Annotated in this window: 27 protein-coding genes; 18 read left to right on the forward strand and 9 right to left on the reverse strand. The window is 56.1% G+C overall.

The annotated features are described in order from the left end of the window. Positions 1 to 112: 112 nt before the first annotated feature. On the reverse strand, positions 113 to 751 hold the full coding sequence (purN, locus tag P2R09_RS07800; protein WP_140033153.1) for a phosphoribosylglycinamide formyltransferase: 639 nt from the start codon (positions 749 to 751) through the stop codon (positions 113 to 115). After that, a complete protein-coding gene (gene purM / locus P2R09_RS07805) occupies positions 748 to 1788 on the reverse strand; it encodes a phosphoribosylformylglycinamidine cyclo-ligase (RefSeq protein ID WP_275768596.1) in 1041 nt (346 codons plus the stop codon). The genes purN and purM overlap by 4 nt, the downstream gene beginning before the upstream one ends. 228 nt (positions 1789 to 2016) lie before the next feature. On the opposite strand from purM, the gene upp reads away from it, so the two are divergent. The 3 genes from upp to hda all read left to right on the forward strand — a co-directional run bounded on the left by upp (position 2017) and on the right by hda (position 4874). Further along, on the forward strand, positions 2017 to 2643 hold the full coding sequence (gene upp, locus P2R09_RS07810; protein WP_003848753.1) for a uracil phosphoribosyltransferase: 627 nt from the start codon (positions 2017 to 2019) through the stop codon (positions 2641 to 2643). A gap of 137 nt (positions 2644 to 2780) precedes the next feature. Beyond that, positions 2781 to 4064 (forward strand): uracil permease, encoded by a 1284-nt coding sequence (gene uraA / locus P2R09_RS07815; RefSeq protein WP_078804659.1) that lies wholly within the window; start codon positions 2781 to 2783, stop codon positions 4062 to 4064. 102 nt (positions 4065 to 4166) lie between these two features. Beyond that, positions 4167 to 4874 carry a DnaA inactivator Hda gene (gene hda / locus P2R09_RS07820; protein WP_033743385.1) on the forward strand — a complete coding sequence of 236 codons (708 nt, stop codon included), beginning with the start codon at positions 4167 to 4169 and terminating at the stop codon, positions 4872 to 4874. On the opposite strand, the gene arsC is transcribed toward hda, so the two are convergent. Next, a complete protein-coding gene (gene arsC / locus P2R09_RS07825; protein WP_275768599.1) occupies positions 4871 to 5212 on the reverse strand; it encodes an arsenate reductase (glutaredoxin) in 342 nt (113 codons plus the stop codon). The two genes, hda and arsC, sit on opposite strands and share 4 nt — an antisense overlap. A gap of 50 nt (positions 5213 to 5262) precedes the next feature. Then, positions 5263 to 6726 carry a M48 family metallopeptidase gene (locus tag P2R09_RS07830; RefSeq protein WP_275768601.1) on the reverse strand — a complete coding sequence of 488 codons (1464 nt, stop codon included), beginning with the start codon at positions 6724 to 6726 and terminating at the stop codon, positions 5263 to 5265. Positions 6727 to 7479: 753 nt separating this feature from the next. Here P2R09_RS07830 and P2R09_RS07835 point away from each other — a divergent pair. From P2R09_RS07835 to P2R09_RS07875, 9 genes are all read left to right on the forward strand, one after another. After that, on the forward strand, positions 7480 to 8085 hold the full coding sequence (locus P2R09_RS07835; RefSeq protein WP_003848761.1) for a DsrE family protein: 606 nt from the start codon (positions 7480 to 7482) through the stop codon (positions 8083 to 8085). Positions 8086 to 8115: 30 nt separating this feature from the next. Continuing rightward, the gene (locus tag P2R09_RS07840) at positions 8116 to 8724 is read left to right on the forward strand and encodes a DsrE family protein (RefSeq protein ID WP_003848763.1); all 609 of its coding nucleotides are present in this window, start codon (positions 8116 to 8118) and stop codon (positions 8722 to 8724) included. A 125-nt stretch (positions 8725 to 8849) separates the two neighbouring features. Further along, positions 8850 to 9872, forward strand: a complete 1023-nt coding sequence (locus P2R09_RS07845) for a substrate-binding domain-containing protein (RefSeq protein WP_039659558.1) — start codon at positions 8850 to 8852, stop codon at positions 9870 to 9872. Continuing rightward, a complete protein-coding gene (locus P2R09_RS07850) occupies positions 9856 to 10878 on the forward strand; it encodes an ABC transporter substrate-binding protein (protein WP_275768605.1) in 1023 nt (340 codons plus the stop codon). Before P2R09_RS07845 ends, P2R09_RS07850 begins: the two co-directional genes overlap by 17 nt. Next, positions 10878 to 11753: an ABC transporter permease gene (locus P2R09_RS07855; RefSeq protein ID WP_275768607.1), complete on the forward strand. Its 876-nt coding sequence runs from the start codon at positions 10878 to 10880 to the stop codon at positions 11751 to 11753. Before P2R09_RS07850 ends, P2R09_RS07855 begins: the two co-directional genes overlap by 1 nt. Then, the gene (locus tag P2R09_RS07860) at positions 11750 to 12565 is read left to right on the forward strand and encodes an ABC transporter permease (protein ID WP_003848771.1); all 816 of its coding nucleotides are present in this window, start codon (positions 11750 to 11752) and stop codon (positions 12563 to 12565) included. The genes P2R09_RS07855 and P2R09_RS07860 overlap by 4 nt, the downstream gene beginning before the upstream one ends. Then, on the forward strand, positions 12562 to 13545 hold the full coding sequence (locus tag P2R09_RS07865) for an ABC transporter ATP-binding protein (RefSeq protein WP_003848773.1): 984 nt from the start codon (positions 12562 to 12564) through the stop codon (positions 13543 to 13545). Before P2R09_RS07860 ends, P2R09_RS07865 begins: the two co-directional genes overlap by 4 nt. A gap of 10 nt (positions 13546 to 13555) precedes the next feature. Continuing rightward, positions 13556 to 14386, forward strand: a complete 831-nt coding sequence (locus tag P2R09_RS07870; protein ID WP_275768610.1) for a phosphodiesterase — start codon at positions 13556 to 13558, stop codon at positions 14384 to 14386. A 160-nt stretch (positions 14387 to 14546) separates the two neighbouring features. Continuing rightward, on the forward strand, positions 14547 to 16112 hold the full coding sequence (locus P2R09_RS07875) for a sensor domain-containing diguanylate cyclase (RefSeq protein WP_078804650.1): 1566 nt from the start codon (positions 14547 to 14549) through the stop codon (positions 16110 to 16112). A gap of 93 nt (positions 16113 to 16205) precedes the next feature. Here P2R09_RS07875 and bcp read toward each other — a convergent pair whose 3' ends face one another. Both bcp and P2R09_RS07885 read right to left on the reverse strand, forming a co-directional pair. Then, positions 16206 to 16673, reverse strand: a complete 468-nt coding sequence (gene bcp / locus P2R09_RS07880; RefSeq protein WP_003848783.1) for a thioredoxin-dependent thiol peroxidase — start codon at positions 16671 to 16673, stop codon at positions 16206 to 16208. A gap of 155 nt (positions 16674 to 16828) precedes the next feature. Then, positions 16829 to 17410, reverse strand: a complete 582-nt coding sequence (locus tag P2R09_RS07885; RefSeq protein ID WP_003848785.1) for a glycine cleavage system transcriptional repressor — start codon at positions 17408 to 17410, stop codon at positions 16829 to 16831. A 143-nt stretch (positions 17411 to 17553) separates the two neighbouring features. On the opposite strand from P2R09_RS07885, the gene dapA reads away from it, so the two are divergent. The 6 genes from dapA to ypfH all read left to right on the forward strand — a co-directional run bounded on the left by dapA (position 17554) and on the right by ypfH (position 24074). Then, positions 17554 to 18432: a 4-hydroxy-tetrahydrodipicolinate synthase gene (gene dapA, locus P2R09_RS07890; protein WP_003848787.1), complete on the forward strand. Its 879-nt coding sequence runs from the start codon at positions 17554 to 17556 to the stop codon at positions 18430 to 18432. 14 nt (positions 18433 to 18446) lie between these two features. Then, positions 18447 to 19478, forward strand: coding sequence for an outer membrane protein assembly factor BamC (gene bamC, locus P2R09_RS07895; RefSeq protein WP_003848789.1), 1032 nt, complete (start codon positions 18447 to 18449; stop codon positions 19476 to 19478). A 145-nt stretch (positions 19479 to 19623) separates the two neighbouring features. Continuing rightward, the gene (gene purC, locus P2R09_RS07900) at positions 19624 to 20337 is read left to right on the forward strand and encodes a phosphoribosylaminoimidazolesuccinocarboxamide synthase (RefSeq protein ID WP_003848791.1); all 714 of its coding nucleotides are present in this window, start codon (positions 19624 to 19626) and stop codon (positions 20335 to 20337) included. 140 nt (positions 20338 to 20477) lie between these two features. Next, the gene (locus P2R09_RS07905) at positions 20478 to 21344 is read left to right on the forward strand and encodes a neutral zinc metallopeptidase (RefSeq protein ID WP_003848793.1); all 867 of its coding nucleotides are present in this window, start codon (positions 20478 to 20480) and stop codon (positions 21342 to 21344) included. Further along, the gene (locus tag P2R09_RS07910) at positions 21344 to 23317 is read left to right on the forward strand and encodes a GNAT family N-acetyltransferase (protein WP_275770644.1); all 1974 of its coding nucleotides are present in this window, start codon (positions 21344 to 21346) and stop codon (positions 23315 to 23317) included. Before P2R09_RS07905 ends, P2R09_RS07910 begins: the two co-directional genes overlap by 1 nt. A 76-nt stretch (positions 23318 to 23393) precedes the next feature. Next, the gene (gene ypfH, locus P2R09_RS07915) at positions 23394 to 24074 is read left to right on the forward strand and encodes an esterase (RefSeq protein ID WP_275768615.1); all 681 of its coding nucleotides are present in this window, start codon (positions 23394 to 23396) and stop codon (positions 24072 to 24074) included. Between the two features lie 260 nt (positions 24075 to 24334). Here ypfH and P2R09_RS07920 read toward each other — a convergent pair whose 3' ends face one another. Genes P2R09_RS07920 through P2R09_RS07930 form a run of 3 tightly spaced genes read right to left on the reverse strand, consistent with a single transcriptional unit; the run spans position 24335 to position 26043 of the window. Further along, positions 24335 to 24523, reverse strand: coding sequence for a YpfN family protein (locus P2R09_RS07920; RefSeq protein WP_003848800.1), 189 nt, complete (start codon positions 24521 to 24523; stop codon positions 24335 to 24337). 22 nt (positions 24524 to 24545) lie between these two features. Continuing rightward, positions 24546 to 25673: a succinyl-diaminopimelate desuccinylase gene (gene dapE / locus P2R09_RS07925; RefSeq protein WP_275768616.1), complete on the reverse strand. Its 1128-nt coding sequence runs from the start codon at positions 25671 to 25673 to the stop codon at positions 24546 to 24548. Between the two features lies 1 nt (position 25674). Continuing rightward, positions 25675 to 26043, reverse strand: coding sequence for an ArsC family reductase (locus tag P2R09_RS07930; protein WP_275768617.1), 369 nt, complete (start codon positions 26041 to 26043; stop codon positions 25675 to 25677). Positions 26044 to 26435: the final 392 nt, after the last annotated feature.

A 26435-nucleotide genomic window follows, 5' to 3' on the forward strand; every position in this document is an offset into this window, starting at 1 on the left:
TCGTCCGCGCTGAGCTGCCATGGATGGCATTTTTTGCGTCTTTACGGAGGGCATAGGCTCCCTGAGCCTTTACTCTGCCAGTACTTCATAAGAAGCCCTGGCTTCCAGTGCATCAGTCGTTAGCATAGCCCTGCGGCGGCAGCGGTTCGCCATCCAGCCAGGCTTTGCCGTCTCGCATTTCCAGCCGACCCTCAACAAACCAGCTGATCACCAGCGGATAGATAGCGTGTTCCTGGTGCTGTACCCGCTCCGTAATCTCCGCTTCACTGTCGCCAGGAAAAACCGGCACTTTGGCCTGCAGGATCACCGGTCCGCCATCCAGCTCGTCCGTCACGAAATGCACGGAAGTGCCATGTTCGCTGTCGCCATTTTCCAGCGCCTGACGATGCGTATGCAGACCCGGATATTTCGGCAGCAGGGAAGGGTGGATATTCAGCAGGCGATTATGAAAATGCGCCACAAAAGCGCTGCTGAGAATGCGCATATAACCGGCCAGCACAATCAGGTCTGGACGGTATGCGTCGATTTCAGCGATGAGCTGACGATCAAAGGCTTCGCGGTCAGCGAAGTCACTGGCGGCAAGCGCATGGGCGGGAATGCCCGCCTCCTGCGCCCGCGTCAGGCCATAAGCGGCGGCACGGTTGCTGAACACGGCAGCGACGCTGCCGTGAATCTGCCCGCTTTCACAGGCGTCAAGGATGGACTGAAGGTTACTTCCGTTGCCGGAAATCAGTACAACCAGCTTTTTCATCCGTTAATAACCACACGCTCTTCAGCATCCGACGCTTTAATCACGCCGAGCTTCCAGGCTTTCTCGCCTGCGGCCTGCATCAGCGCAATCGCCTTGTCCGCCTCTGCCGGGCTCAGGGCAATGATCATGCCGACGCCGCAGTTAAAGGTGCGGTACATCTCGAAACGGCTGACGTTGCCCGCCTGCTGTAACCAGCTGAATACCGCCGGCCATTCCCAGCTCTTCTCGTCGATCACGGCCTGAGTATTGTCAGGCAGTACGCGCGGAATGTTCTCCCAGAAGCCGCCGCCGGTCAGGTGCGCAATAGCGTGCACATCGACCTGCTCAATCAGGCTCAGGATATTTTTCACGTAGATGCGGGTCGGTTCCAGCAGATGATCAGCCAGCGGTTTGCCTTCCAGCTGTTCAGCCAGCGGATCCGTGTTGCTGACTTCCAGAATTTTGCGCACCAGCGAATAGCCGTTGGAGTGCGGGCCGCTTGAGCCGAGGGCGATCAGTACGTCACCATCCTTCACCTTGCTGCCATCAATGATTTCTGACTTTTCCACCACGCCGACACAGAAACCTGCCACGTCGTAATCTTCGCCGTGATACATGCCTGGCATCTCAGCGGTTTCACCGCCGACCAGCGCACAACCCGACTGCAGACACCCTTCGGCGATGCCGGTGATCACCGCAGAGGCGGTTTCCACATCCAGTTTGCCGGTGGCGTAGTAGTCGAGGAAGAATAGCGGCTCAGCGCCCTGTACCACCAGGTCGTTAACGCACATCGCGACCAGGTCAACACCAATGGCATCGTGGCGTTTGAGATCCATCGCCAGGCGCAGCTTGGTGCCGACGCCATCGGTGCCGGAGACCAGCACCGGTTCACGGTATTTTTGCGGCAGCGCGCAAAGCGCACCAAAACCGCCCAGTCCACCCATCACTTCCGGGCGACGCGTCTTTTTCACTACGCCTTTAATACGGTCAACCAGAGCGTTACCAGCATCAATATCAACACCGGCGTCTTTGTAACTGAGAGAGGTTTTGTCGGTCACTGCGAGGTCCCCACGCGAATTGCGGTTGGTGGTTAAAATAAAGCGCGGCAATTCTATCAGTGCAGGCAAACGTTTGCGAGTCCGGGATTGCGCATCGGGCAATTTTCATTAATCCTCTATTTGTTCCGGTAAAAGCCGCGGCTTTGCGCAAGAGCAGGTGGCGCAGGGCGCAAAAGGCGGTATAATCCCGCGATTTTTTTTAGCTCAACTCATTCCGGGAGAACACCAATGAAGATCGTGGAAGTCAGACACCCGCTGGTCAAACATAAACTTGGCCTGATGCGTGAGCATGATATCAGCACAAAGCGTTTTCGCGAGCTGGCCTCTGAAGTGGGCAGCCTGCTGACCTACGAAGCGACCGCCGATCTGGAAACAGAGCGCGTCACCATTGAGGGCTGGAATGGCCCGGTAGAGATCGACCAGATCAAAGGCAAAAAAATCACGGTGGTCCCGATTCTGCGTGCCGGCCTGGGCATGATGGAAGGGGTGCTGGAGCACGTTCCCAGCGCCCGTATCAGCGTGGTGGGTGTTTACCGTGATGAAGAAACCCTGGAGCCAGTTCCCTACTTCCAGAAGCTGGTCTCTAACATTGAAGAGCGCCTGGCGCTGGTGGTCGACCCGATGCTGGCGACCGGCGGTTCCATGATCGCCACCGTCGATCTGCTGAAGAAAGCGGGCTGCACCAGCATTAAAGTGCTGGTTCTGGTTGCCGCGCCAGAAGGGATTGCCGCGCTGGAGAAAGCGCATCCTGACGTCGAGCTTTATACCGCGTCAGTGGACCAGGGGCTGAATGAAAAGGGTTACATCATTCCCGGGCTCGGCGATGCCGGGGACAAAATTTTCGGAACCAAATAAAACGCACAGCCGACCAGAGAGTCGGCTTTTTTTTGGCAAAAAACACCCCACGGATTCGGCCTGCCGCAAGGCGCATCGGCGTGCCTGCTGCTGTGCCTCAGGCCCGAATCGTCGGGGAAAAAATAAGGGGATAAATGATGACTCGTCGCGCCATTGGCGTCAGTGAACGACCGCCGTTACTGCAAACCATTCCACTCAGCCTGCAACACCTGTTTGCCATGTTTGGTGCCACGGTACTGGTACCCATTCTGTTTCACATCAACCCGGCGACAGTGCTGTTGTTTAACGGGGTCGGCACACTGATTTATCTCTTTATCTGTAAAGGCAAAATTCCCGCCTATCTCGGTTCGAGCTTTGCCTTTATCTCGCCGGTGCTGCTATTGCTGCCGCTGGGTTATGAGGTCGCACTGGGCGGATTCATTCTCTGCGGCGTGCTGTTTTGCATCGTGGCGCTGATTGTCAAACGCGCCGGAACCGGCTGGCTCGATGTGATGTTCCCTCCGGCGGCGATGGGTGCAATTGTCGCTGTCATCGGTCTGGAGCTGGCGGGTGTGGCCGCGAATATGGCGGGCCTGCTGCCAGCTGAAGGCAGTGCGCCCGACAGCAAAACTGTGCTGATCTCGCTGGTCACGCTGGCGGTAACCGTATTCGGTTCGGTGCTGTTCCGTGGCTTCCTGGCGATCATCCCGATTCTGGTCGGGGTCGTGGCGGGTTATCTGCTCTCCGCGTTTATGGGCATCGTGGACTGGAGCGGCGTGGTCAAAGCGCCCTGGTTTGCACTGCCGACCTTTTATACGCCGCGCTTTGAGTGGGTGGCGATGCTGACGATTCTGCCTGCGGCGCTGGTGGTGATTGCCGAGCATATCGGTCATCTGGTAGTCACCGCCAATATCGTGAAGAAAGATCTGATTCGCGACCCCGGTCTGCATCGTTCGATGTTCGCCAACGGTTTATCCACCGTCATCTCCGGTTTCTTTGGTTCCACACCCAACACTACCTACGGTGAAAACATCGGTGTGATGGCGATTACCCGCGTCTACAGCACATGGGTGATTGGCGGCGCGGCGATTCTGGCGATTCTGCTCTCCTGCGTTGGCAAACTGGCGGCGGTGATCCAGGCGATCCCGGTTCCGGTTATGGGCGGTGTGTCGCTGCTGCTGTATGGGGTCATTGGCGCCTCCGGTATCCGGGTGTTGATCGAATCCAAAGTCGATTACAACAAAGCGCAGAACCTGATCCTCACCTCGGTGATTCTGATCATCGGGGTCAGCGGGGCGAAAGTGCATATCGGCGCAGCGGAGCTGAAAGGCATGGCGCTGGCGACGATCGTTGGTGTCGGACTGGCGTTGATCTTCCGGGTTATCTCGCTGCTCAGACCTGAAGAAGTGGTGCTGGAGGCTGAAGAACCGCGCGAGCAGTGATCGCTGCGAGACTGACAGGATCCGGGGCAGGGACGCCCCATTCATCTCTTTCTGAAAACTGTGTTAGACTTCCCCCGATTTTTTGCTTGTTCTCTTGCTGAGGTGCTTCTGAACACGCCGGCACAATTGTCATTGCCACTCTATTTACCTGACGATGAAACCTTCTCCAGCTTCTGGCCGGGGGAAAACCCGTCGCTGATTGCCGCCCTGAAAGGCGCGCTCAACCAACAACATGGCAGCTATCTCTACTTCTGGTCACGCGAAGGCGGTGGGCGGAGCCATTTGCTGCACGCCGCGTGTGCCGAAATGTCCGCGCGCAGTGAAGCCGTGGGCTATGTTCCGCTGGATAAACGCACCTGGTTTGTTCCGGACGTTCTGGAAGGGATGGAGCAGCTGTCACTGGTCTGTATCGATAACATCGAGTGCATTGCAGGCGAGCCGGAATGGGAAATGGCGATCTTCGATCTCTATAACCGCATTCTGGAAACCGGTAACACGCGTCTGTTTATCACCGGCGATCGTCCGCCACGCCAGCTTAATCTTCAGCTGCCCGATCTCGCCTCGCGCCTTGACTGGGGGCAAATCTATCGCCTGCAGCCGCTTTCTGATGAAGATAAATTACAGGCGTTGCAGTTGCGTGCCGGGTTACGCGGATTTGAGCTGCCGGAAGATGTGGGTCGCTTCCTGCTGAAGCGACTCGATCGTGAAATGCGCACGCTGTTTGATACGCTGGATCGTCTTGACCGCGCCTCGATCAGCGCCCAGCGCAAACTCACCATTCCCTTTGTTAAAGAGACGCTCGGCCTTTAAAGAATGTCGAGCACCGCATCTGGCGGGCGGCCAATCCGCGCCTTATCGCCATTGATCACTATCGGCCTTTCAATCAGCACCGGATTTTCAACCAGCGCATCCAGCAGCGCACTTTCGCCTTTGTCGTCAAGCGCCAGCTCGCTGTAAATCGCCTCTTTTGTTCGCATTAACTCGCGTGCGCTCTGCATCCCCATTTTCTGTAACAGGATTTGCAGCGTTTCGCGGTCGGGCGGCGTCTGCAGATAGAGCACCACATCCGGCTCAATTCCGCGGGCAGTCAGCAGCGCCAGCGTCTCACGGCTCTTGCTGCAGCGCGGGTTGTGATAAATCGTCACCATCTCTGACTCTCCTTTCTTCTCTGTTCGCGGCGTGCTGGCGGTGTGAGTGCTTAGCCTTTCTGATACTGCTTAAAGCGCTGTTGTAACTGGCGCAGCTGATCGATACGGGCATCGTAACGCGCCTGTTTCAGGCTGCCGAGCGGCACCTGTGCGCTGGCACTGCTCAGGGTGGTGATCGCCTGATCAAGCTGGCCATTCAGCGCCAGGCTCTCTGCCCGCGCCGATAACTCTTCATCATTCAGTCCCTGCTGCGCCGAGGCCTGTGCCAGTAAATCCCAGCCGTTGGGATCGTCTTTATTGGCCCAGGTGTAGCGGTTCAGAATACGGCTGGCATTGGCATACTGTTCCGCTTCAACGTAGGCATTGGCCAGATTGAGCTGCACCACCGGACTGTTTTTGGTACCGGTTGCGGCGGTGAGCAGGGCGATGGCCTGCTGTGGCTGGTTCAGCCCGATATCAATGTCCGACATGATATCCAGGAACCAGACATTATTAGGCTGCTTCGCCAGCAGCGGGGTGATAATCCGTTTCGCATCGGCGTAACTCTTCGCCTGCAAAAACTGTATGGCTTTGCCATATTGTGACGCCATCTGCTCACGTGCGTTCCCGCTGGCGTACTGACTCAGCAGTTCATCGGTCAGCTGATTACGTCCGGTAGAGTACATGCCCAGTGAACGCACCTTTGCCATATAGAAATCTTCCGTGGATTGCACCACCACCGGCCGCATCTGATTAGCACGGTTGCGGGCATCCGCCAGACGACTGTCGGGCAGGGGATGCGTCAGCAGAATTTCAGGTGGCTTCGAAGAGAAGCGGCTCTGGTCGGCCAGTTTTTGCAGAAAGTTCGGCATTGCCTGGGGATCGAAGCCAGCGCGCTGCAGCACCTGAATCCCGATGCGGTCTGCTTCCTGCTCATTGCCCTGCGTAAAGCTGATAATTCCCTGCTGCGTTCCCGCCAGAGTACCCGTCAGCGCGGCCATGCCCGCCTGCGGACTGGCCATCGCCAGCAGAATAGAGCCAAGCGCACCGACCCAGGTCAGTGGCGCGTTGCGCTTCTGATCTTCCATGGCACGCGCCAGATGGCGCTGGGTGACGTGCGAGATTTCATGTGCCATCACCGATGCCAGCTGGCTTTCATTGTCGGTAAAGCGGAACAGCGCCGAGTGCAGCACCACATTGCCACCGAAAAAGGCAAAGGCGTTAAGCTCGTCGTTCTGAATCAGAAAGAAGTGGAACGGAGTTTTCACCGAGTCGGCGTGAGAAACGAGTCGTTGCCCCAGCTGATTGATGTACTGATTGAGCAGCGGATCGTTGATTAGCGGGGCACTGGCGCGCAGCTGGCGCACATAGAAGTCGCCCATCTGCAATTCCTGATTAATTGATAGCGTCGAACCCGCCGTAGTACCAATATCGGGAAGTGAGTCACTGACATCGGCGTTAGCGGGTGTCAGAGTGGAGAAAATGAGCGTCGGAAGGAGCGCGGCGATCAGCGTTTTCTTTAACGAGTTCAACATGCCTGAATCCTGTAGAGAGGCCCTGAGAATGGACAGGTGCGCAGCGGGAATGTTCCGTTTTTCGCAGATAACGACGGTTCGTGACTATCTTAACCAGAGCCTCAAAAGAAAGAAATGTTGTTTTCTGGCAAATCGCCCGCCTGATTTGAGTAAGATCGCCGATTATGAAGAAAAAAATTGAATATCCTGCCAGTTTAAACGGCAGTTAAACGAAAAAAAACTGGCGGGGTATTGCCGGGGTCGTCAGCGGTTATATTACGTCGTTGTTGTTTATTTACATTGCGCTTCGTTGAATCAGAGCAGAATCTGCTGTCAGACAACCGAAGCCAGTAAGCTTATTTTTATAAAGTTATGTAAATTCACTCAAAAAAACTGAACATGGCATGTGTTTTTCCAGGTCTACTCTGAAAAAATAACGCACTCTGCGCCGCTAAATGCCTTTCAACCATTGATAAATCAAATCGTCTATCACGCATTATTCCACCTATTCCAGATTAGCCTGGTTGTTATTTTTATATAATGAATAGCATCGAAAAGGAAAAAGGAGAAATAGTCAGGTCCACTCCAGATAAGACTTTTTATTTCTCATCATGAAACTTTTCGATTAATTCCGGCTGTGAATAATTCCAATAGTTATCAGCGCTGCGTTGACCTGAATTTACAGAGGCAAGCATTACACCTGCGCTGTGGTATAGATAGCCGACCTGATTCAATTCTGAATCTGCCAGACATAATATGCCGGAGAGAAGTGTTATGCGTTCAGTTGTTTCATACGCGTTAATCGCCATTATTGGCGGAGTCGTTGGCGCGGCTGTCACACAGAGTGGCGATATTTACGACAAAGTGACACGCCATTTTGCAACCGAGCCACAGGAAGCGCCCGGATTCTGGAGCACGCCGGCGATTGAAGGTTACGGAAAAATTCATTACGAGCCTGACGCCGCGTTTAAACCGGTGCCGGGCCTGAGCAACAAAATTGTTTTCCAGATTACCCGAAGCGACGGGGCGATGACCGCGCCCAATCTGGGGCTGGAACGTGTAGCCAGGGTGGTCAATCTTTATATCGCCTCGGGTATTCCGGCTGACCAACTGAAGTTTGTGGTGTCAGTCACCGGAGATGCGACGCCCGCCATGCTGGACAATGCCCATTTCAAACAATTTTATGGCATCGAAAATCCAAATCTGAAGCTGATTAATGAGCTGAATCAGGCGGGAGTGAAAGTCTCGGTCTGCGATCAGTCCGTGGCATTCCATCACTATCCCAATAACTGGATTGATAAATCCGTGGTACATGCGCTTTCCAGTCCAACCACCGTATCAACCCTGCAAAATCAGGGATACGCGTGGCTGGCAATGTAATTCATATTTAAATAATTGGGAGAAAAGTAAATGCGTCCAGCAGCTTTAGTGGTGATGGCAGCCGTTGCCGGATTTATTGGGGGCAATGTTTTACAGTTGCCGGAATTATACGATAAGGTCAGCGGGAAAATGGCAGATAATAAATCTGAGCCTGCTGATTTCTGGAGTACGCCAGCAATCGAGGGCTACGGCAAAATACATTATGTCGATACGCCCGCATTTAAACCCGGCACGACAGCGGGCCTGAGTAATAAAATTGTTTTCCAGATTAACCGGAATGAAGGCGATATTCGTAAGCCGAATCTGGGTCTGGAGCGCGTAGCGCGCGTCACCAACCTCTATTATGCGGCGGGTGTGCCACTCGACCAGCTGAAATTTGTGGTGTCGATTAACGGTGATGCAGTGTCATCAGCGCTGAATAATGATCAGTTCAGCAAAGCTTATGGCGTCGATAACCCGAACCTGAAGCTGATCAGCGAGCTGAAAAAAGCGGGCGTTCAGGTGACTATCTGTGATCAGTCTGTCGCGTTTCATCAGCTTGATCGCAACTGGATTGACCCGATGGTCACTCATACCATCTCCAGCGGCACCACCGTTGCCACCCTGGAAAACAGCGGTTACGCCTTCCTGATGCTTTAACTCTCCAGCAGCGGCGTCACTGCCGCTGTCATCTGCCAGTCAACTTCCTGAGATAAGCCTGTCATATAACGCCACTAGTTTAGACCGCAATGAGATCGATCTCATTGACGATAAACGAGGCAGACATGACCGATTTAATCAGCGTAGCCAGACTGGCAGGGGTTTCCCGCGCAACCGCTGCGCGCGCCTTCTCTGATCCTCATCTGCTTAAACCGGGTACCCTGAAAAAGGTGCTTGCCGCCTCAGAACAGATAGGTTTTCGGCCGAATCACATTGCCCGTCAGCTCCGTACCCGCCACTCCACCACGCTCGGTGTACTGCTGCCTTCTCTGCTCAATCCGGTTTTTGCCATGCAATTGCAGGCGATGGAGCAGCAGGCACAGCAGGCAGGCTATGCGTTGCTGGTGGCGACCAGTGATTATCAGGCTGAGCGGGAAGCAGCCATTGTCGAACATATGCTGCACCAGCGTGTTGCCGGTCTGGTACTGACGGTGGCAGACGCCGACCGCAGTGCTCTGCTGCCCACACTGGCGGCAGCGAAGATGCCGTTTGTACTGACCCACAGCGTGCCCCAACAGCACGCGTGGCCTGCTTTGCACGTCGACAACCGCAAAGCGATGGCCGAAGCGACCACCCATCTCATCTCTCTGGGCCACCGTCACATCGTGATGGCCGCAGGCCCAATGCAGCAATCCGATCGCGCGCGTCTTCGCTTTCTCGGCTACTGCCAGGCCATGCAGCAGGCTGGTCTGACGCCGCAGGCGATGATTGAGATGCCGAGCCATATCCACTCCGATTTCAAGCCGCTGCTGCCGCTGATGAATGCACCTTCGCCGCTGACTGCAGTGATTTGCAGTAACGATCTGCTGGCTATCAGCCTGCTGGGGGCGGCTGCGCGTGCAGGTGTCAGCGTGCCGCATCAATTGTCAGTGATCGGTTTCGACGGCATTGCGCTGGGCGAACAGCTTTCACCGTCACTGGCGAGCGTGGTTCAGCCGATTGCGCTGATGGGAACGCTCGCCATTGATCTGCTTCTGAATCCGGGCAGTGAAACCCACCTGCTGCCCCATCATTTACGGATCGGGGAGAGTATCGCCCCGGCATTTTATGGCTCTTCTTCAGGGAAACATCATGTCACTCACGTTTAATCTCAGATATATCGCCAGCGCGGCGCTGCTGGCCGGCTGCACGCTGACCAGTTCATGGGTCCAGGCGGCGGAAAATGCTATCTGCTACAACTGCCCGCCTGAGTGGGCCGACTGGGCCACGCAGCTTCAGGCGATTGAAAAAGCGACCAGCATTCATGTGCCGCAGGACAATAAAAACTCGGGTCAGGCGCTGGCGCAGCTGGTGGCAGAGAAAAATAATCCGGTTGCCGACGTGGTCTATTACGGCGTCAGCTTCGGCATTCAGGCTGTCAGTGCTGATGTGGTCAGCGCGTATAAGCCGGCTCACTGGGATGAAATCCCGGCCGGTATGAAAGATCCGGCGGGCAAATGGGTAGCGCTGCACTCCGGCACCATGGGCTTTATGGTGAATGTTGATGCGCTGGGTGGCGCGCCGGTGCCGCGATCCTGGGATGATCTTCTGAAGCCGGAATATAAAGGCATGGTGGGTTATCTTGATCCGGCCAGTGCCTTTGTGGGCTATGTGGCCGCAGTCGCGGTGAATCAGGCCAAAGGCGGCAGCCTGCATGACTTCACTCCCGCCATCAACTGGTTCAAAGCGCTGCAGCGCAACCAGCCCATTGTGCCTAAGCAGACCGCCTATGCACGGCTGATTTCAGGCGAAATCCCGATTCTGATCGACTATGACTTCAACGCCTATCGCGCCCGCTACAAAGATCACGCCAATGTCGAGTTTGTGATCCCGAGTGAGGGAACGGTGACGGTGCCGTACGTTATCAGTCTCGTGAAGAACGCGCCGCATCCGGCAAACGGTAAGAAAGTGATCGATTTCGTGCTGTCCGATGCGGGTCAGGCGATCTGGGCCAATGCCTGGCTGCGTCCGGTACGGGCTGGCGCAATGTCACCTGAGGCGAAAAAATATTTTCTGCCTGACAGTGATTATGCGCGCGCCCACACGGTCGATTATCAGCAGATGGCCGATGCACAGAAGGGCTTCTCCGCCCGCTATCTGAGTGAGATTCGCTGATGTCACTTTCAGACATTAATTCCTTAACCACGGGCGGGCCGCTTCGCCATCGGCTCCGCCCGCTGGGGGCAAACTGGCCGTGGATGCTGTTGCCTGCGCTGCTCTTCTTTGCCGCCTTCTGGGTGCTGCCGTTTGCCCGCCTGTTGCAGATCGGCATGACGGAGGATCGTACGACGCATCACAGTGGCTACTGGACGGTAATCAGCCAGCCGCAATATCTGCAAAGCCTGCTGAATACCGTCCTGCTCTCGGCAGCGGTGACGCTGGTCACGCTGCTGATTGCGGCAGTGGTGGGCTGCTTTCTGGCGCGGTGGCGCTTTACCGGACGAGGAACGCTGCTGGCGCTGCTGACCTTTCCGCTGGCTTTTCCGGGCGTGGTGGTGGGATTTCTGATGGTTATGCTGGCGGGGCGTCAGGGTGTGCTGGCGCAACTCAGTCTCAGCCTGTTTCATGAACGCTGGGTCTTCGCCTATTCACTCAGCGGCTTATTTGTTGGCTATCTCTACTTTTCGCTGCCGCGCGCCATCGTAACGCTGGTGGCGGCCAGTGAGAAACTGGATAGATCGCTGGAAGAGGCGGCCCGTTCACTGGGTGCCAGCCAGTGGCGCATCATCATAGACGTCATCATACCCGGACTGAAACCGGCGCTGCTCTCCTGTGGCGCACTCTGTTTCGCCACCAGTATGGGCGCGTTTGGCACCGCATTTACGCTGGGTACCGAACTCGCTGTGCTGCCGCTCACCATTTACGGTGAGTTCACCAATTACGCTAACTTTGCCACCGCGGCGGCACTCTCAGTCGTGATGGGCGCGGTGGCCTGGCTGGCGCTGATGCTGGCTAATGGCCTTACGCGCCGGAAGGAGCATGAATCATGAAACGACGGGGTCTCTTCTGGCTGCAGGTGGCGATCACCAGCCTCACCGCACTGTTTATGATCGTACCGGTCATGCTCTCGATGCTGGCGGGCGTTACACAGAACTACTTCGCGGGCCTGCGCAGTGGCCTGACACTGAAGTGGGTGGAGCAGGTGTGGCAGATGTATGCCGACACCTTCTGGCTGTCACTGCTGATTGCGCTGAGCTGTCTGGCGGTGACGGTCATTGCTGGCGTACCCGCCGCCTGGGGCTTACTGAAGTCACCGTCACGCTGGGCCTCGCGTATTGAGGAGTGTCTGATGCTGCCGGTGGCGTTGCCGGGCCTCGCCACCGCGCTGGGCATCATTCTGCTTTACGGTCAGTTCAGTGCGTTGCGTGACAGCTGGCTCTTTATCCTGATCGGCCATGTGCTTTTTACACTGCCCTTCATGATTCGCCCGGTGCTGTCGGTGATGCAGGCGATTGATCTTCCGCGCCTGGAAGAGGCCGCCGCCAGCCTGGGGGCGAGTTTCTGGCGTCGCTTTTTTACTGTGGTCGTTCCGAACTGCCGTAACGGCATTCTGGCGGGTGCATTTATGGTCATTACCCTGTCGGTGGGGGAGTTCAACATTACCTGGATGCTCCACACACCGCTGACCAAAACGCTGCCGGTGGGGCTGGCCGACAGCTACACCTCCATGCGGCTGGAAGTCGGGTCCGCCTACACGCTGATCTTTATCATGATGATTTTACCGCTGCTGCTGTTGCTTAACGCCTGTAATCACTGGCTGGAACGGCAAACGTCGCGGCAGCAGAGAGAGGAAACTGTATGAATGAGGCCATCAATGTGACGCTGCGCCACTGCTCGCGTCGCTTCAATCAGCAGGTCGCGCTGCATCCGCTCGATCTGCGCGTGCATGCCGGAGAAACGCTGGTTCTGCTGGGACCGTCGGGCTGTGGTAAAACCACGCTACTGCGCATTATCAGTGGCCTGGAAAGCAGCGATCCGCCGGGCGAGATCTGGTTTGATCAACGTAACGTTACCGCGCTGCCGATTGAGAAACGCAATGTCGGCATGGTGTTCCAGAACTACGCGCTGTTCCCGACACTTAACGTGGCGCAGAACGTCGCCTATGGCCTGAAGGTGCAGGGCGTGCCGCGTGCCGAGCGAGAGGCGCGGGTTGCAGAGATGCTGGCGCTGGTTGATCTGACGCCTCTGGCACATCGCGCGATTGATAAGTTGTCCGGCGGGCAGAAACAGCGTGTGGCGCTGGCACGTGCGCTGGCCGCCCGGCCTAAAGTGCTGCTGTTTGATGAGCCGCTGGCGGCGCTTGATGCCAGGCTGCGCGACCGACTGCGTCTGGAGATCGGTGCGCTGCTTAAGCGGCTGGCGATCACCGCCGTTTACGTCACGCATGATCAGCAGGAGGCGATGGCGCTGGGCGATCGCATCGCGGTGATGGAGCAGGGCCGTCTGGTGCAGCTTGATACCCCGCAGGGCATTTATCAGCGTCCTGCCTCCCGCTTTGTGGCCGATTTTGTGGGTGCGATTAACTGCGTTGCGCACGACCCGGAAGGCCATCCTGTGCGTTTTTGCCGCCCGGAAGATGTTCTGCTGGCCGATGATACGCGCTATGCCCAGCGCGGCGTGGTGGTGGGCAGTATGTTTCTCGGCGCTTCACAGCGCTTACTGATTGATATCGGACTGGATAATCCCATTCAGGTCGATCGTCATGCGCGCGAAATCTGGCAGGCGGGGCAGCGTATCAGCTGGTCGCTGACCAGCCACGCCGCGCTGGAATTCAGTTGCTAAGGAGTCTGTTGTGTCTCTTCAACCCACATTGATTGCTCAAATCAGCGATCTGCATATCAAGGCCCATGGCCGCCTCTCATACAAACAGGTCGATACCCATGCGGCGTTACTGCAGGTTATCGATACCCTCAACTCGCTGCAGCCGCGACCTGATGCAGTGGTAATTACCGGCGATCTGGTCGATTTTGGCAGGCCGGATGAGTATCAGACTTTGCGGGAAGCCCTGCAGCGCCTGCAACCGCCGTTTTATCTCATGGCGGGCAATCACGACGACCGCGAGGCGCTGCGGGCTGCCTTCCCTGATCACGGCTATCTGCAATCCGGACCCACACTGAACTGGCAGCTGAGTGTGGGCGGCGTCAGGTTGATTGCCCTGGATTCCAGCGTACCGCAACAGCCGTGGGGTGAGGTAGATGAGGAACAGTTAGAATGGCTGGACCAGGCGCTGGGCATGTCCGCGGATCAGCCCACCCTGGTCATGCTGCACCATCCGCCTTTTGCCTGCGGCATTGCGCATATGGATCGGCAACGGTTACGCCATCCGCAGGCTATTGAGGCGATCATTGCCCGTCATCCGCAGGTAGAACGGGTCTTGTGTGGACATCTGCATCGCAGCCTGCAGACCCGCTTTGCTGGCACGCTCGCCTGTGTCGCGCCGGGCGTATCGCATCAGGTCGCGCTGGATCTGCATCCGGAGGGGCCCGCGCACTTTATCCTGGAGCCGCCCGGCTATTTACTGCATTGCTGGCAACCCGGAGAGGGAATGGTCACACATCAGTGCGCGATTGGCCATTTTTCAGGACCCTGGCCATTTTACGATAGTCAGGGATTAATCGATTAGTGCCAGCTAAATCTGCATTAAGCGGGGTAAAATTTGTCTTAGTGCTGCTCAAAAATGCCGACACAGTGTAGACTTAAGCCCGGATATCAGGGCCTCTGGCACACTTAAAAAAATAATCAGGCATTCACGACATGACACTCATCTTCGGCGCGGCGACGCCATGCTAAAGCACATCCGGCCCAAGGCCGATTTGCGCAATCTGATCGCCCTGCTGGTGATTGTCAGCATTGTTATCACACTCGCGAACGCACTCTACGCTACCTGGCGGGTTCAGCGCCAGGTGCTTATTGACACCACGCTTGAGGCTAACCGGGCGTATGCCGCCAAGCTCGCCTCAACCAGTGAAATTTTCTTCCAGCTGGCGCAGTCTCAACTTCATTACAGCGCCAATCAGCTCAGCCGTGACTTTACTAATCAGGGGCTGCTGAACAATGAAGTCAATCGACTGCGTGAGCAGACCACCAGTTTCAACTCCGTCGCGATCGTGGATGCGCAGGGCGTGATCAAAGCAATTTCCCCCGAGTCACTGACGTTACAGGGTATGCACCTCACCAGTGACGCCTCGCGAGAGGCGCTGACCCTGCGACAGCCGATCATCAGTAAACCCTCCCTTTCTGCCGCCAATAATCTGCTGGTTTTTGTCTCATGGCCTGTCTGGAGTCCCGAGGGTGACTACCTGGGCTACATCGGCGGCACTATCTACCTGAAGAAGAAAAGCATACTCAATGCGCTGCTGGGTGAGCAGTTCTATCGCGATGGCACAACGGTTTATGTGCTCGATAGCAACAATGAGGTGTTGTATCACCAGAATCGTCAACTGATTGGCAAAACGCTGCCTGCCATCGTCAATCCGCGTGATGACCAGACCAATGGCTCGCTGATGCTTGCCGGTCCGGGTAATGCCACACAGCTGGCGGGCTTTGCCGTGGTGCCGACGACCGGCTGGACAGTGGTAGCGTTGAAGCCGATTAACGTCACACTGGATCCGCTGTCCGGTCTGTTGATGAAAGTGCTGAAAAATTCTGTGCCGTTCGCGCTGCTGACTCTGCTGGTGGCCTTAGTCATGGCACGTCTGATTGCCCGGCCACTCTTCCAGCTGGCGCGCAAAGCCAGCCGGATGGATGCGCAGGGCGTATCAAAAGAAATTGGCGGCATCACCGCCTGGTATTTTGAAGCGGCCCAGGTAAAGCGCGCGCTGCTCACCGGTATTGGGCTGGTGCAGGATAAAATTGGTCGCCTTAACTCAGAAGCGCAGACCGATCCGCTGACTCAGGTACTCAATCGCCGGGGTCTGAATGCGGTGCTGGAGTACTATCGGACCCTGCGCCAGCCTTTTTCGGTGCTGGCACTGGATATCGATCATTTCAAAAACGTTAATGACAGCTGGGGCCACGACGTGGGCGACCGGGTCATTCAGCAGGTGGCAAGTACGCTGCGTGCCAGCGCCCGTCAGTCTGATGTGGTCTGTCGCAATGGCGGAGAGGAGTTCCTGATGCTATTGCCAGGAACGGCCCTGGATGAGGCGCAGATCATCGCAGAACGCGTACGGGTGGGCATTGCTGAAGCCTGGCTGACTGACGTTGGGCGCATTACCTTGTCTATTGGCGTGGCGGCCTGGAATGGTTCGCAGGATGCGGGACTGGAAAACAGCCTGAAACAGGCGGATGCGGCGCTCTATGAGGCGAAGAGTGCCGGACGTAACTGTGTGATCGTTGCCGATCCCTAGTCGGGTGAAACTGGATGTTTCATTACGGCAGGGTAAACGTGCGGGAAAAAGAGAAGCAGGGGCGCGGCGGTCAGACTAACGCGCCCCTTAACATCAGGCTGATTTGACGTAATCCAGCACCATGTCGTGGTGATTCGACGTCTTAAAGTTATCAAACACTTTTTCGATCTTGCCCTCGGCATCAACCAAAAAGCTGATGCGATGAATACCGTCATAGGTTTTCCCCATAAACGTTTTTTCACCCCAGACGCCAAACGCCTGGCAGACTTCATGATTTTCATCTGACAGCAGCGTAAAGTTCAGTAGCTCTTTTTCGACAAACTTTGACAGTTTTTCCGGTTTGTCGGTGCTGATACCCAGCACTTCCACGCCCGCTTTTTTCAACTCATCCATGTTGTCACGCAGACCGCACGCCTGCACGGTGCAGCCTGGTGTCATCGCTTTCGGGTAGAAGTACACCAGAACGCGCTGTCCCTGGAAGTCGGTCAGATTCACGTGTTCGCCGTCCTGGTCAGGCAGGCTAAATGCGGGTGCAGTATCTCCGGCTTTCAGTGGATTCATCACATCTCTCCATTTTCTTATTCAGGCTGTGGGTAATACACCATCCGGCCAGAAACGGCCAGCAGCAACATTACCATCAGGGGGTATTTCACCACATAGCCGCGCATTCAGGCGTCAGTAATGTGGAGAAATAACTCCGGTTTAAGGACCAAAGCTTAGCGTATCGCGCTGACAGGTTCGCTGCTGTCGGCGTCTGAGACACTGTAGAGACGTAGCGTTCCCTGGGCATTCAGCTCCTGGCACAGGGTATTAAAAGCCTGCTCAAACGACGTGCCACGGGTTCGCGTTGGACTGTGGGCCGTCATTTGAATATAGAGTGTCGGTGGCAATTCGTGTTGCGCAGGTGTGATTCGCGACACCAGTTCGGCCACGTTCATCTGATGCTTATCAATAAGATCGGTGAAACGCTCAATAATATGCGGCGAATCGGCCACTTCAACCTGGATGAATGCGGTGTCCGGCATCGGCGGACGAAGCCGGGCATTGGTTCGCTTCATGACGATCAGCAGCTCCAGCTCTGCGCCTTTCAGCGGCAATGTCGATTCAATCAGTGTGATTGCGTTCCAGCTGCCCGACAGCAGCATAATAAACGTGAACTCATCCCCGAGCATGGCAAGACGGCTATCTTCAATATTACAACCGCAGCTGCTGACGTGTCGGGTAATGGTGTTGACGATACCCGGACGGTCAACACCAAGCGCGGTGATCACCAGATGATGGGGCTGAGATTGCGGCAAAATGGCTTTTCCTCTGCTTTCGCTAATAACCATAAGGTAAACATAAAAAAAACTGCTGACAAGCGCGGGAATGGCGTGGCTTGCTTGCTTTTCCCTAAGTGTAAAACGTACCATGAAGCACTTGTTTGTCGAGGGGATCGCCAATGTTTACGGGAAGTATTGTTGCACTCGTTACGCCAATGGATGACAACGGTAATGTCTGCCGGTCGAGTCTGAAAAAACTGATTGATTATCATGTCGCCAGCGGCACCGCGGCGATCGTTTCCGTCGGCACCACAGGCGAATCTGCAACCCTGAGCCATGAAGAACATGGTGATGTGGTGATGCTGACCCTGGAACTGGCTGATGGCCGTATCCCGGTGATAGCCGGAACCGGTGCAAACGCCACCGCTGAAGGCATCTCTCTGACGAAGCGTTTTGAAAATTCCGGCGTGGTGGGTTGCCTCACCGTGACGCCTTATTACAATCGTCCGACCCAGGAAGGGCTGTTCCAGCACTTCAAAGCGATTGCGAATAGCACCAGCCTGCCACAGATGCTGTATAACGTTCCCTCGCGCACCGGTTGTGACATGCTGCCGGAAACCGTTGCCCGCCTGGCCGAAATCAAAAATATTATCGGAATCAAAGAGGCAACCGGGAACTTATCGCGTGTTAGTCAGATCCAAGAGCTGGTAAATGAAGATTTCATTCTGGTGAGTGGCGATGACGCGACTGCGCTGGACTTTATGCAACTGGGCGGTAAAGGCGTCATTTCGGTGACCGCAAACGTCGCTGCACGCGAAATGGTTCAACTGTGTCAACTTGCACAGCAGGGCAATTTCGTTGAAGCACGCCGCCTGAATCAGCGTCTGATGCACCTGCACCAGACGCTTTTCTGTGAACCCAATCCTATCCCGGTGAAATGGGCTGCGAAACAGCTAGGATTAATCGCTAACGACACGCTGCGTCTGCCAATGACGCCACTGACTGCAGCTGGCCAGCCGAAAGTGGAGCAGGCGCTGGTGAAAGCGGGTTTGCGATAATTTAGGGAGTTTGAATGAATTACTCAGTAAAGCGGTCAACAGTAGCCACAGTGGTGGGGCTTTCTACCCTGATGCTGTTGTCGGCCTGTTCAAGTGATCAGCGTTATAAGCGCCAGGTCAGTGGTGACGAATCTTATCTTGAAGCCAGTCAGTTAAGTGAACTGAAAGCGCCGGCCGGCATGATCCTGCCGGTACAGCGTGGTGATTACGATGTACCGCGCACCAGCAGTCAGGCACCCACCGGCAAGCAGCTCGACATTCGTCCACCTGCCCAGCCGCTGGCGCTGATGAACGGCACCCGTGCGCAGTTCAGCAACAACACGGGCGCACTGATGATTGATAGTAGCCGTGGTTCAGTCTGGCCCCGCGTCGTGAGCGTCGTGCAGTCAAACAATTTCGCGATTGCTTCACGTAATGACGCCGGCCAGCAGCTGACGACCGACTGGGTACAGTGGAACCGTGCTGATGAAGATCAGCAGTATCGTGGTCGCTACCAGATCAGTGTGCAGTCGCAGAGCTATCAGCAGCAGCTCACCGTACGTCTGCTGGAGCTGCAGCAGGCGGGCAAAACCGTTACCTCACCTGTGCAGATTCAGCGCTATACCGCGCAGATGCTGAATGAAATCAGCACCGGTCTGGACAAGATTGATACCGCCAGTGAAAACGCGGCGGCAGGTCGGGTGAGTGGGGCTATTGATGTGCAGAGCGGCGCAGATGATACCGGCCTGCCAATGCTGATCCTGCGCACGCCATATAATGTGGCGTGGCAGCGTCTGCCTGAAGCGATGAAACGCGTTGGGATGGAGGTGACGGATACCACTCGCTCAACGGGTAGCATGAAAGTGACCTACAAGTCACTGAGCAGCAGCGACTGGGATTCCATTGGCGCAAAAGACCCGGAATTACCTGACGGTGATTACAAAGTGCAGGTCGGTGATTTGGACAACCGCACCAGTCTGCAATTTATCGACCCGAAAGGGCATGTGCTGACCCAGTCGCAGAACGATGCGCTGGTGGCCGTGTTCCAGGCGGCGCTGAACAAATAAAGTTGCCTCAGGCCGGAGATTCTCCGGCCTTTTTATTTTGTTTTTGGCATAATAGCGCGCGGCGAAGTAAACGATTGCGTCAAGGCAATCGCCGCAGCGGCACTGGCCGCTGAACACCCGTTATTTCAAGTCTGGAGTGAATAAGATGCAAAAGCGAGCTGAGTTGTATCGCGGTAAAGCGAAAACCGTATACAGCACCGATAATCCGGATCTGCTGATACTCGAATTCCGCAACGATACGTCAGCAGGTGATGGCGCCCGAATTGAGCAATTTGATCGCAAAGGAATGGTTAACAACAAGTTTAACCACTTCATCATGACCAAATTGCAGGAAGCGGGTATTCCAACCCAGATGGAAGCGCTGCTGTCTGATACCGAAGCGCTGGTGAAGAAGCTGGAGATGGTGCCGGTAGAGTGCGTGGTCCGTAACCGCGCCGCAGGTTCGCTGGTAAAACGTCTGGGCGTGGAAGAGGGCATTGTGCTCAATCCCCCGCTGTTTGATCTTTTCCTCAAAGATGATGAAAAGCATGACCCGATGGTCAACGAATCCTACTGCGAAACTTTTGGCTGGGTCAGCAAGCAGAACCTGGCGCGGATGCAGGAACTGACCTTTAAAGCCAACGAAGTGCTGAGCAAGCTGTTCGACGATGCGGGTCTGATTCTGGTTGATTTCAAACTTGAGTTTGGTCTGTTTAACGGTGAAGTCACGCTGGGCGATGAGTTTTCGCCAGATGGTGCACGCCTGTGGGACAAAGAGACCCTGGATAAAATGGATAAAGACCGTTTTCGCCAGAGCCTGGGTGGCGTAGTCGAAGCTTATGAAGCAGTGGCACAGCGGCTGGGTGTAAAACTCGACTGAGTCAGCCTGCAGTGCAGTAAGTAAGCAGAATAAAACGGAGAGCCCAGGCTCTCCGTTTTCATTTCAGCCTAAAGCTGGTGATTGCCCGGTCACGCAACTAAAATCATGCCATCTGAAAAAAATGACTGAGGGAAGAGAGCATGCGCTGGCAAGGGCGTCGCGAAAGCGACAATGTAGAGGACCGTCGCGATCAATCGTCCGGTTTAGGTGGCGGAGGCCGTCAGATTCGTCTGCCGCGCGGCAAAGGCGGTATCATCCTGTTGGTGGTGGTGGCTATTGCAGGTTATTACGGTTATGACCTTACCGCGCTGCTGACGGGTGGGGACGTTGCACCAACCAGCCAGCAGCAACAGCGCAGCGTCAGCACCAATGATGACGAGGCTGCAAAATTCACTAAGGTGATTCTTGCGACCACGGAAGATACCTGGGGCAAGCTGTTCAAACAGATGAACAAACAGTATGTTGCACCAAAGCTGGTGATGTATCGCGGGGCAACCCGAACCGGCTGCGGCACAGGCCAATCCGTGATGGGACCCTTCTACTGTCCAGCCGATCAGACTGTCTACATCGATCTCTCTTTCTATGACGAGATGAAAAACAAACTCGGCGCTGACGGCGACTTCGCCCAGGGCTACGTTGTCGCGCATGAAGTGGGCCACCATGTTCAGAAACTGCTGGGTATTGAGCCTAAAGTACGTGAAATGCAGCAGGGCGCGAGCCAGACGCAGGTCAATCAGCTCTCTGTGAAAATGGAATTGCAGGCAGACTGTTTTGCCGGAGTCTGGGGACACTATATGCAGCAAGAGAACATCCTTGAAGCAGGGGATTTGCAGGAAGCGCTGAACGCCGCGGAGGCGATTGGCGATGACCGTCTGCAGCAGAAGGGGCAGGGCCGCGTAGTGCCGGACAGCTTTACCCATGGCACCTCTGAGCAACGCTACACCTGGTTTAAGCGCGGATTTGATGGTGGCAATCCAGGACAGTGCAACACCTTCGCCAGCAACTGATGATCGCAACACAGCCTATGCAGCAGGCCGGTGTGCGTCGCCTGGCCGTGATCAGCGGCGACCCGGACTGGTGCCTGGAGCGTGCTGCAGAGTGGCATGATGCGTTGCCAGGCGACTGGCTGGTGATAAGCCTGGAGCCGCTCTTCTCTGCTTCCTCTGGTGAGTCACTTATGCACAAACAGCCAGGCGCGGTTCGCACGCTGCTTGGCCGTGAATTTCGTCATGGGATATTCGATGCCCGCCAGGGCTTTCATGCCGAGGCTTTCGCTGCGCTGGCTGGCACGCTCACCGCCGGTAGCTGGCTGTTACTGCTGGTCCCGCCCTGGGAACAGTGGTCGCAGCAGCCTGACACCGACAGCCTGCGCTGGGCCGATGTCGCTCAGCCCATCCCAACACCCCGTTTTGTTCACCATCTGCAACAGCTGATTCTGGCGGATGACCAGGTACTGCTGGAGCGGCAGCATCAGCCATGCCGTTTTCCGGTGCAGCCTGACTGGCCAGAATGGCACTGTCAGGCCCCGCAACAGCAGCAGGCGATACTCGATCAACTGTTGAGACTGCCATCGGGGATCGCGGTGCTGACCGCCGCCCGTGGACGGGGGAAATCGGCGCTGGCGGGGATGCTGGCCCGCGAGAATCGCCATTGTCTGGTCACGGCACCCGCGAAAGCTTCAACGGAGGTGCTGGCCACCTTTGCCGCTGAGCATTTTCACTTTATGGCGCCGGATGCGCTGCTGGCGCTGGAGCCGCCGCCCGAGGCGGATTGGCTGATTGTGGATGAAGCGGCGGCGATACCGGCCCCGCTACTGCAGGCGCTGGTCAGCCGTTATCCTCGCGTGTTGCTCACCACCACCGTGCAGGGCTACGAAGGCAGCGGGCGCGGCTTTATCCTTAAGTTCTGCGCCGGGCTTACCGGGGTGCACTATTTCACGCTGGACGAGCCGCTGCGCTGGTCGCGTTGTGATCCGCTGGAGCAGTGGCTGAATCAGGCGCTGCTGTTTGATGATGCCAGCACGACTGCACCCGATTCTCCGGTCACACCGCATCCTGTTGAACGTCACGATTTCAGCACGCTGGCAGCCGCCTATCGCCTGCTCACCAGCGCGCACTATCGCACCTCGCCACTTGATCTGCGCCGCCTGCTGGATGCGCCGGGTATGACGTTGTGGCGGGCGGGCGAGACACCTGCATTACAGGGTGCACTCTGGCTGGTGGAGGAGGGCGGTCTTGAGCCAGCACTGGCGCAGGCGGTCTGGGCGGGCACCCGGCGACCACGCGGGAACCTGGTGGCGCAATCGCTGGCTGCCCACGCCGGTCTTGCCGAAGCGGCAATCCTGCGCTCGCAACGAATCAGCCGTATTGCCGTGGCGGCTGAGAGCCGTCGCCGGGGAACCGGTCAGCAGCTTGTGGCCGCCGCGGCCCGTGCGGCTGCCGAACACGACTACCTCTCTGTCAGCTTCGGCTACACTGAATCACTCTGGGCGTTCTGGCGCGCCTGTGGTTTCACTCTGGTGCGAATAGGCAGTCAGCGCGAAGCCAGCAGCGGCTGCTATGCGGCGATGGCTATTCTGCCCTGTTCTGCTGCGGGCAGGGGATTAGCGCGCCGGGCGGCAGAACAGCTGGCGCGTGACTGGCCATTGTTGCGACAACATATCGCGCTGGACCTGCAGTTTGATCAGATCCCAGATGATGGATTAACAGCCCAGGATATGCATCTGGCCGTCGGTTTTGCCTGGGCGCAGCGGCCCCTGGAGGCGAGCCTGCCGGTATTGCAGCGTCTGGCAGAAGCCAGCGTCGCGCCCACCCCGTTGCTGGCCGCAGTCGTTGCCGCACCCGATGCGCTAAGCGAGCTTGCCCGGCAGGCAGGCGTGAGTGGCCGTAAAGCGCTGGTCGCGGTGTTACGTCAGCAGGCAGCAACAGCGCTCCAGAGCCTGGGCGTGACTGCGGACTTACTCTACCGGCCGTTGAAATAATTCGACCAGCTGGTTCAAATTATCCCCATATCATTTTTTGCTACGCGGCGTAGAGTGAACACAGGAGGTCAACAACATGACACTGAAATATGTAATTGTTCAACAGCCTGCTACCACAGCACAGCTGTTTCTGCTCTACCATGGCGTTGGCGATAACCCGGATTCAATGGGTGAGATTGGTCACTGGTTTGCGAAAACCTTTCCCGACGCGCTGGTGGTGTCCGTTGGCTCGCCTGGCGCGGTTCGTCAGTGGTTTGGCGAAACTGATCTGCACGATCAGACTATCCAGCAGCGGGTTGATGCGGCGATGCCGCAGTTTGTCGAGTCGGTGCGTCACTGGCAAAAAAAGAGCGGCGTGCGGGCGGAAGCGACAGCCTTAGTCGGTTTTTCGCAGGGCGGCAGTATGGTGCTGGAAGGTGTCAAAGCGAATCCTGATCTGGCGGGCCGCGCGGTGGTGTTCAATGGCAGGTTTATCACGCTGCCGGAGAAAGCCAGCACCCGCACCACGATTCATCTGATCCACGGTGATTATGATGAGCAGGTCCCGTTGCACCATGCACAGGAGGCGGAACAGCGGCTGACCGCTCGCGGGGGTGACGTCACTCTGGACATCGTTGACGATCTGGCGCACGCCATCGATCATCGCAGTATGGAACTGGCGCTGAATCATCTGCGTTATACGGTGCCAAAACGCTACTTTGATGAGGCGTTAAGCGGCGCAAAACCCGGTGACGATGACGTTATCGCGTTGATGTAAAAATGCCCCTGCAAGCAGATTGCTGACAATGCCGAATCAGGGGCAATCCCGCCGCTACGCATAAATTCAACACGCAGGGAGCTCGGTCAGAGGAGGAAAGCGTCCCGCGCCAGGGACGGCGCGGGACGAGCGGCCATGGACTGGCTTTAGCGACTTTCCGATCTGACCGTGTACCCTGCGCAGGCTCGATCTTAACGCTAATGAGGGCTGACTTTATGAAGAACAATAAAAATGCCCCTGCAGAGCAGGGGCATTTTCGTTTACTTCTTCTTCGGCCAGTTGTCGTCGTCATCCCATTTATCGTTGAAATCACGATGCGGCGGCAGGTCTGGTTTGTTATCCATAAACTTCTTGTGATCGATGCGTTTCAGATCTTTATAAACGTTCATCAGCACGCCAACCATCAGCAGGATCACCAGGATCCACCAGTAATCTTTAATAAATTCCATTTGCTGCTCCTTAACATCGCCATCAGGCGATCAGTTGTTCCATGATGCGTTGATACATCCGGCTCAGCATCTGCAGGTCTGAGGCTTTCACACACTCATTGATTTTATGAATGGTGGCATTTACCGGTCCCAGTTCAACCACCTGCGCCCCCATCCGGGCAATAAACCGGCCATCAGAGGTTCCGCCCGTAGTCAGCAGTTGCGGCTTAATTTCATTATAGTGCGCGACAGCTTTTACGACGGCATCAACCAGCTTACCGCGCGTGGTCAGGAAGGGTTGACCCGAAAGTTTCCACTCAATGGTGTAACGCAGCTGGTGACGATCCAGCAATGCTTCGACGCGCTGGCGAATCAGCTCATCAGTGAGTTCAGTGCTGAAGCGGAAGTTAAACTGCACAAACAGCTCGCCAGGGATCACGTTGTTGCTGCCGGTGCCCGCCTGGACATTGGCAATCTGCATGCTGGTTGCCGGGAAGAACTCATTCCCCTGATCCCACTCCGTGGCGACCAGCTCATTCAGCGCTGGCATTGCTCGGTGGACCGGATTATCCGCAAGGTGCGGATAGGCGACGTGGCCCTGCACACCATGCACCGTCAGGTTGGCAGTAATTGATCCACGACGGCCATTTTTCACCACGTCACCGACCACTTCCGTACTGGACGGCTCACCGACCAGGCAATAGTCGAGCCGTTCCCGGCGCGCCATCAGCCGTTCAACCACTTTAACCGTGCCGTTGGTCCCGCTGGCTTCCTCATCAGAGGTAATCATAAAGGCGAGTCGCCCTCTGTGATGGGGACGCACTGCAACAAAACGTTCGGCGGCCACGACCATGGCGGCCAGTGAACCTTTCATGTCGGCCGCACCACGACCAAACAGCATGCCATCGCGTATGGTGGGCTCAAACGGTGGGTTGATCCAGCGACTGGCATCGCCAGGCGGGACCACATCGGTGTGACCGGCAAACGCCAGTGTTTCACCTTCGCCACGGGTGGCCCAGAAATTCAGGGTGTCGTCGATGTTCATCGTTTCAATCTTAAAACCAATAGCTTCAAGACGGGCGATCAGCAGAGCCTGACATCCGGCATCATCGGGGCTGAGGGAGGGGCGACGAATAAGCTGCTGCGTCAGCTCAATGACCGGGCAAAACATATTATGACTTCTCCTGGATAGCATTCTGATAGGTGGCTTCGCTGAAACCGGCGAGCAAACTGCCATCCGGGGTGCGCAACAGCGGGCGCTTAATCATGGCGGGATGCGCCAGCATCAGCGCTTTGGCGCTGCTGGCATCGGTAACCCCTTCACGGTCGGTCTCTGGCAGTTTACGCCAGGTGGTGCCGCGGGTGTTAAGCAGGGCTTCGTAGCCCAGCGCATCGATAAATTCCTGCAGCAGAGCATCGCTCAGGCCATCGGCACGGTAATCGTGAAAGTGATACTCAACGCCTGCGTCTGTTAAAAAGCGCCGGGCTTTTTTTATGGTGTCGCAATTTTTAATCCCGAACATCACCCACTGCGTGCTCATTGCCCGATCCTTATTGTCCTGTGAGAAGTAAAAGCTGAAAAAGCAGCCAAAGCGCGAGTTTACCATAGTGTGATCCGTTGCGGCAGTTGCCCGGGCGCGGGAATCTGACCCGCGATCGTGTCGTGAAAGCCACCGTTTACCCTCGGGTAACCGCTATCAATTTCTCAGGTAATCATTACCCTGCTTAGCATTATTTTATTCGGAATTTCGCCATGCAGATAAAATAGTCTACCGCTGGGCTTAAAATAAATTATTTTCAATCGAGTTAAGGAGTTGCTGAAATGTGCGTCAGCTTCCAGAACCGGCAGAATTCATGTTTTTATTGCTTCTGCCGATAGAGTTAACAGGTGTAACCGTATTCATCTGATTAAAAAAAGAGCGTAACATTGCCA

Origin of the sequence: Pantoea sp. Cr_R13, assembly GCF_029222565.1 — a bacterium.
In the GTDB taxonomy this organism is placed as follows: Bacteria; Pseudomonadota; Gammaproteobacteria; order Enterobacterales; family Enterobacteriaceae; genus Pantoea; species Pantoea eucalypti.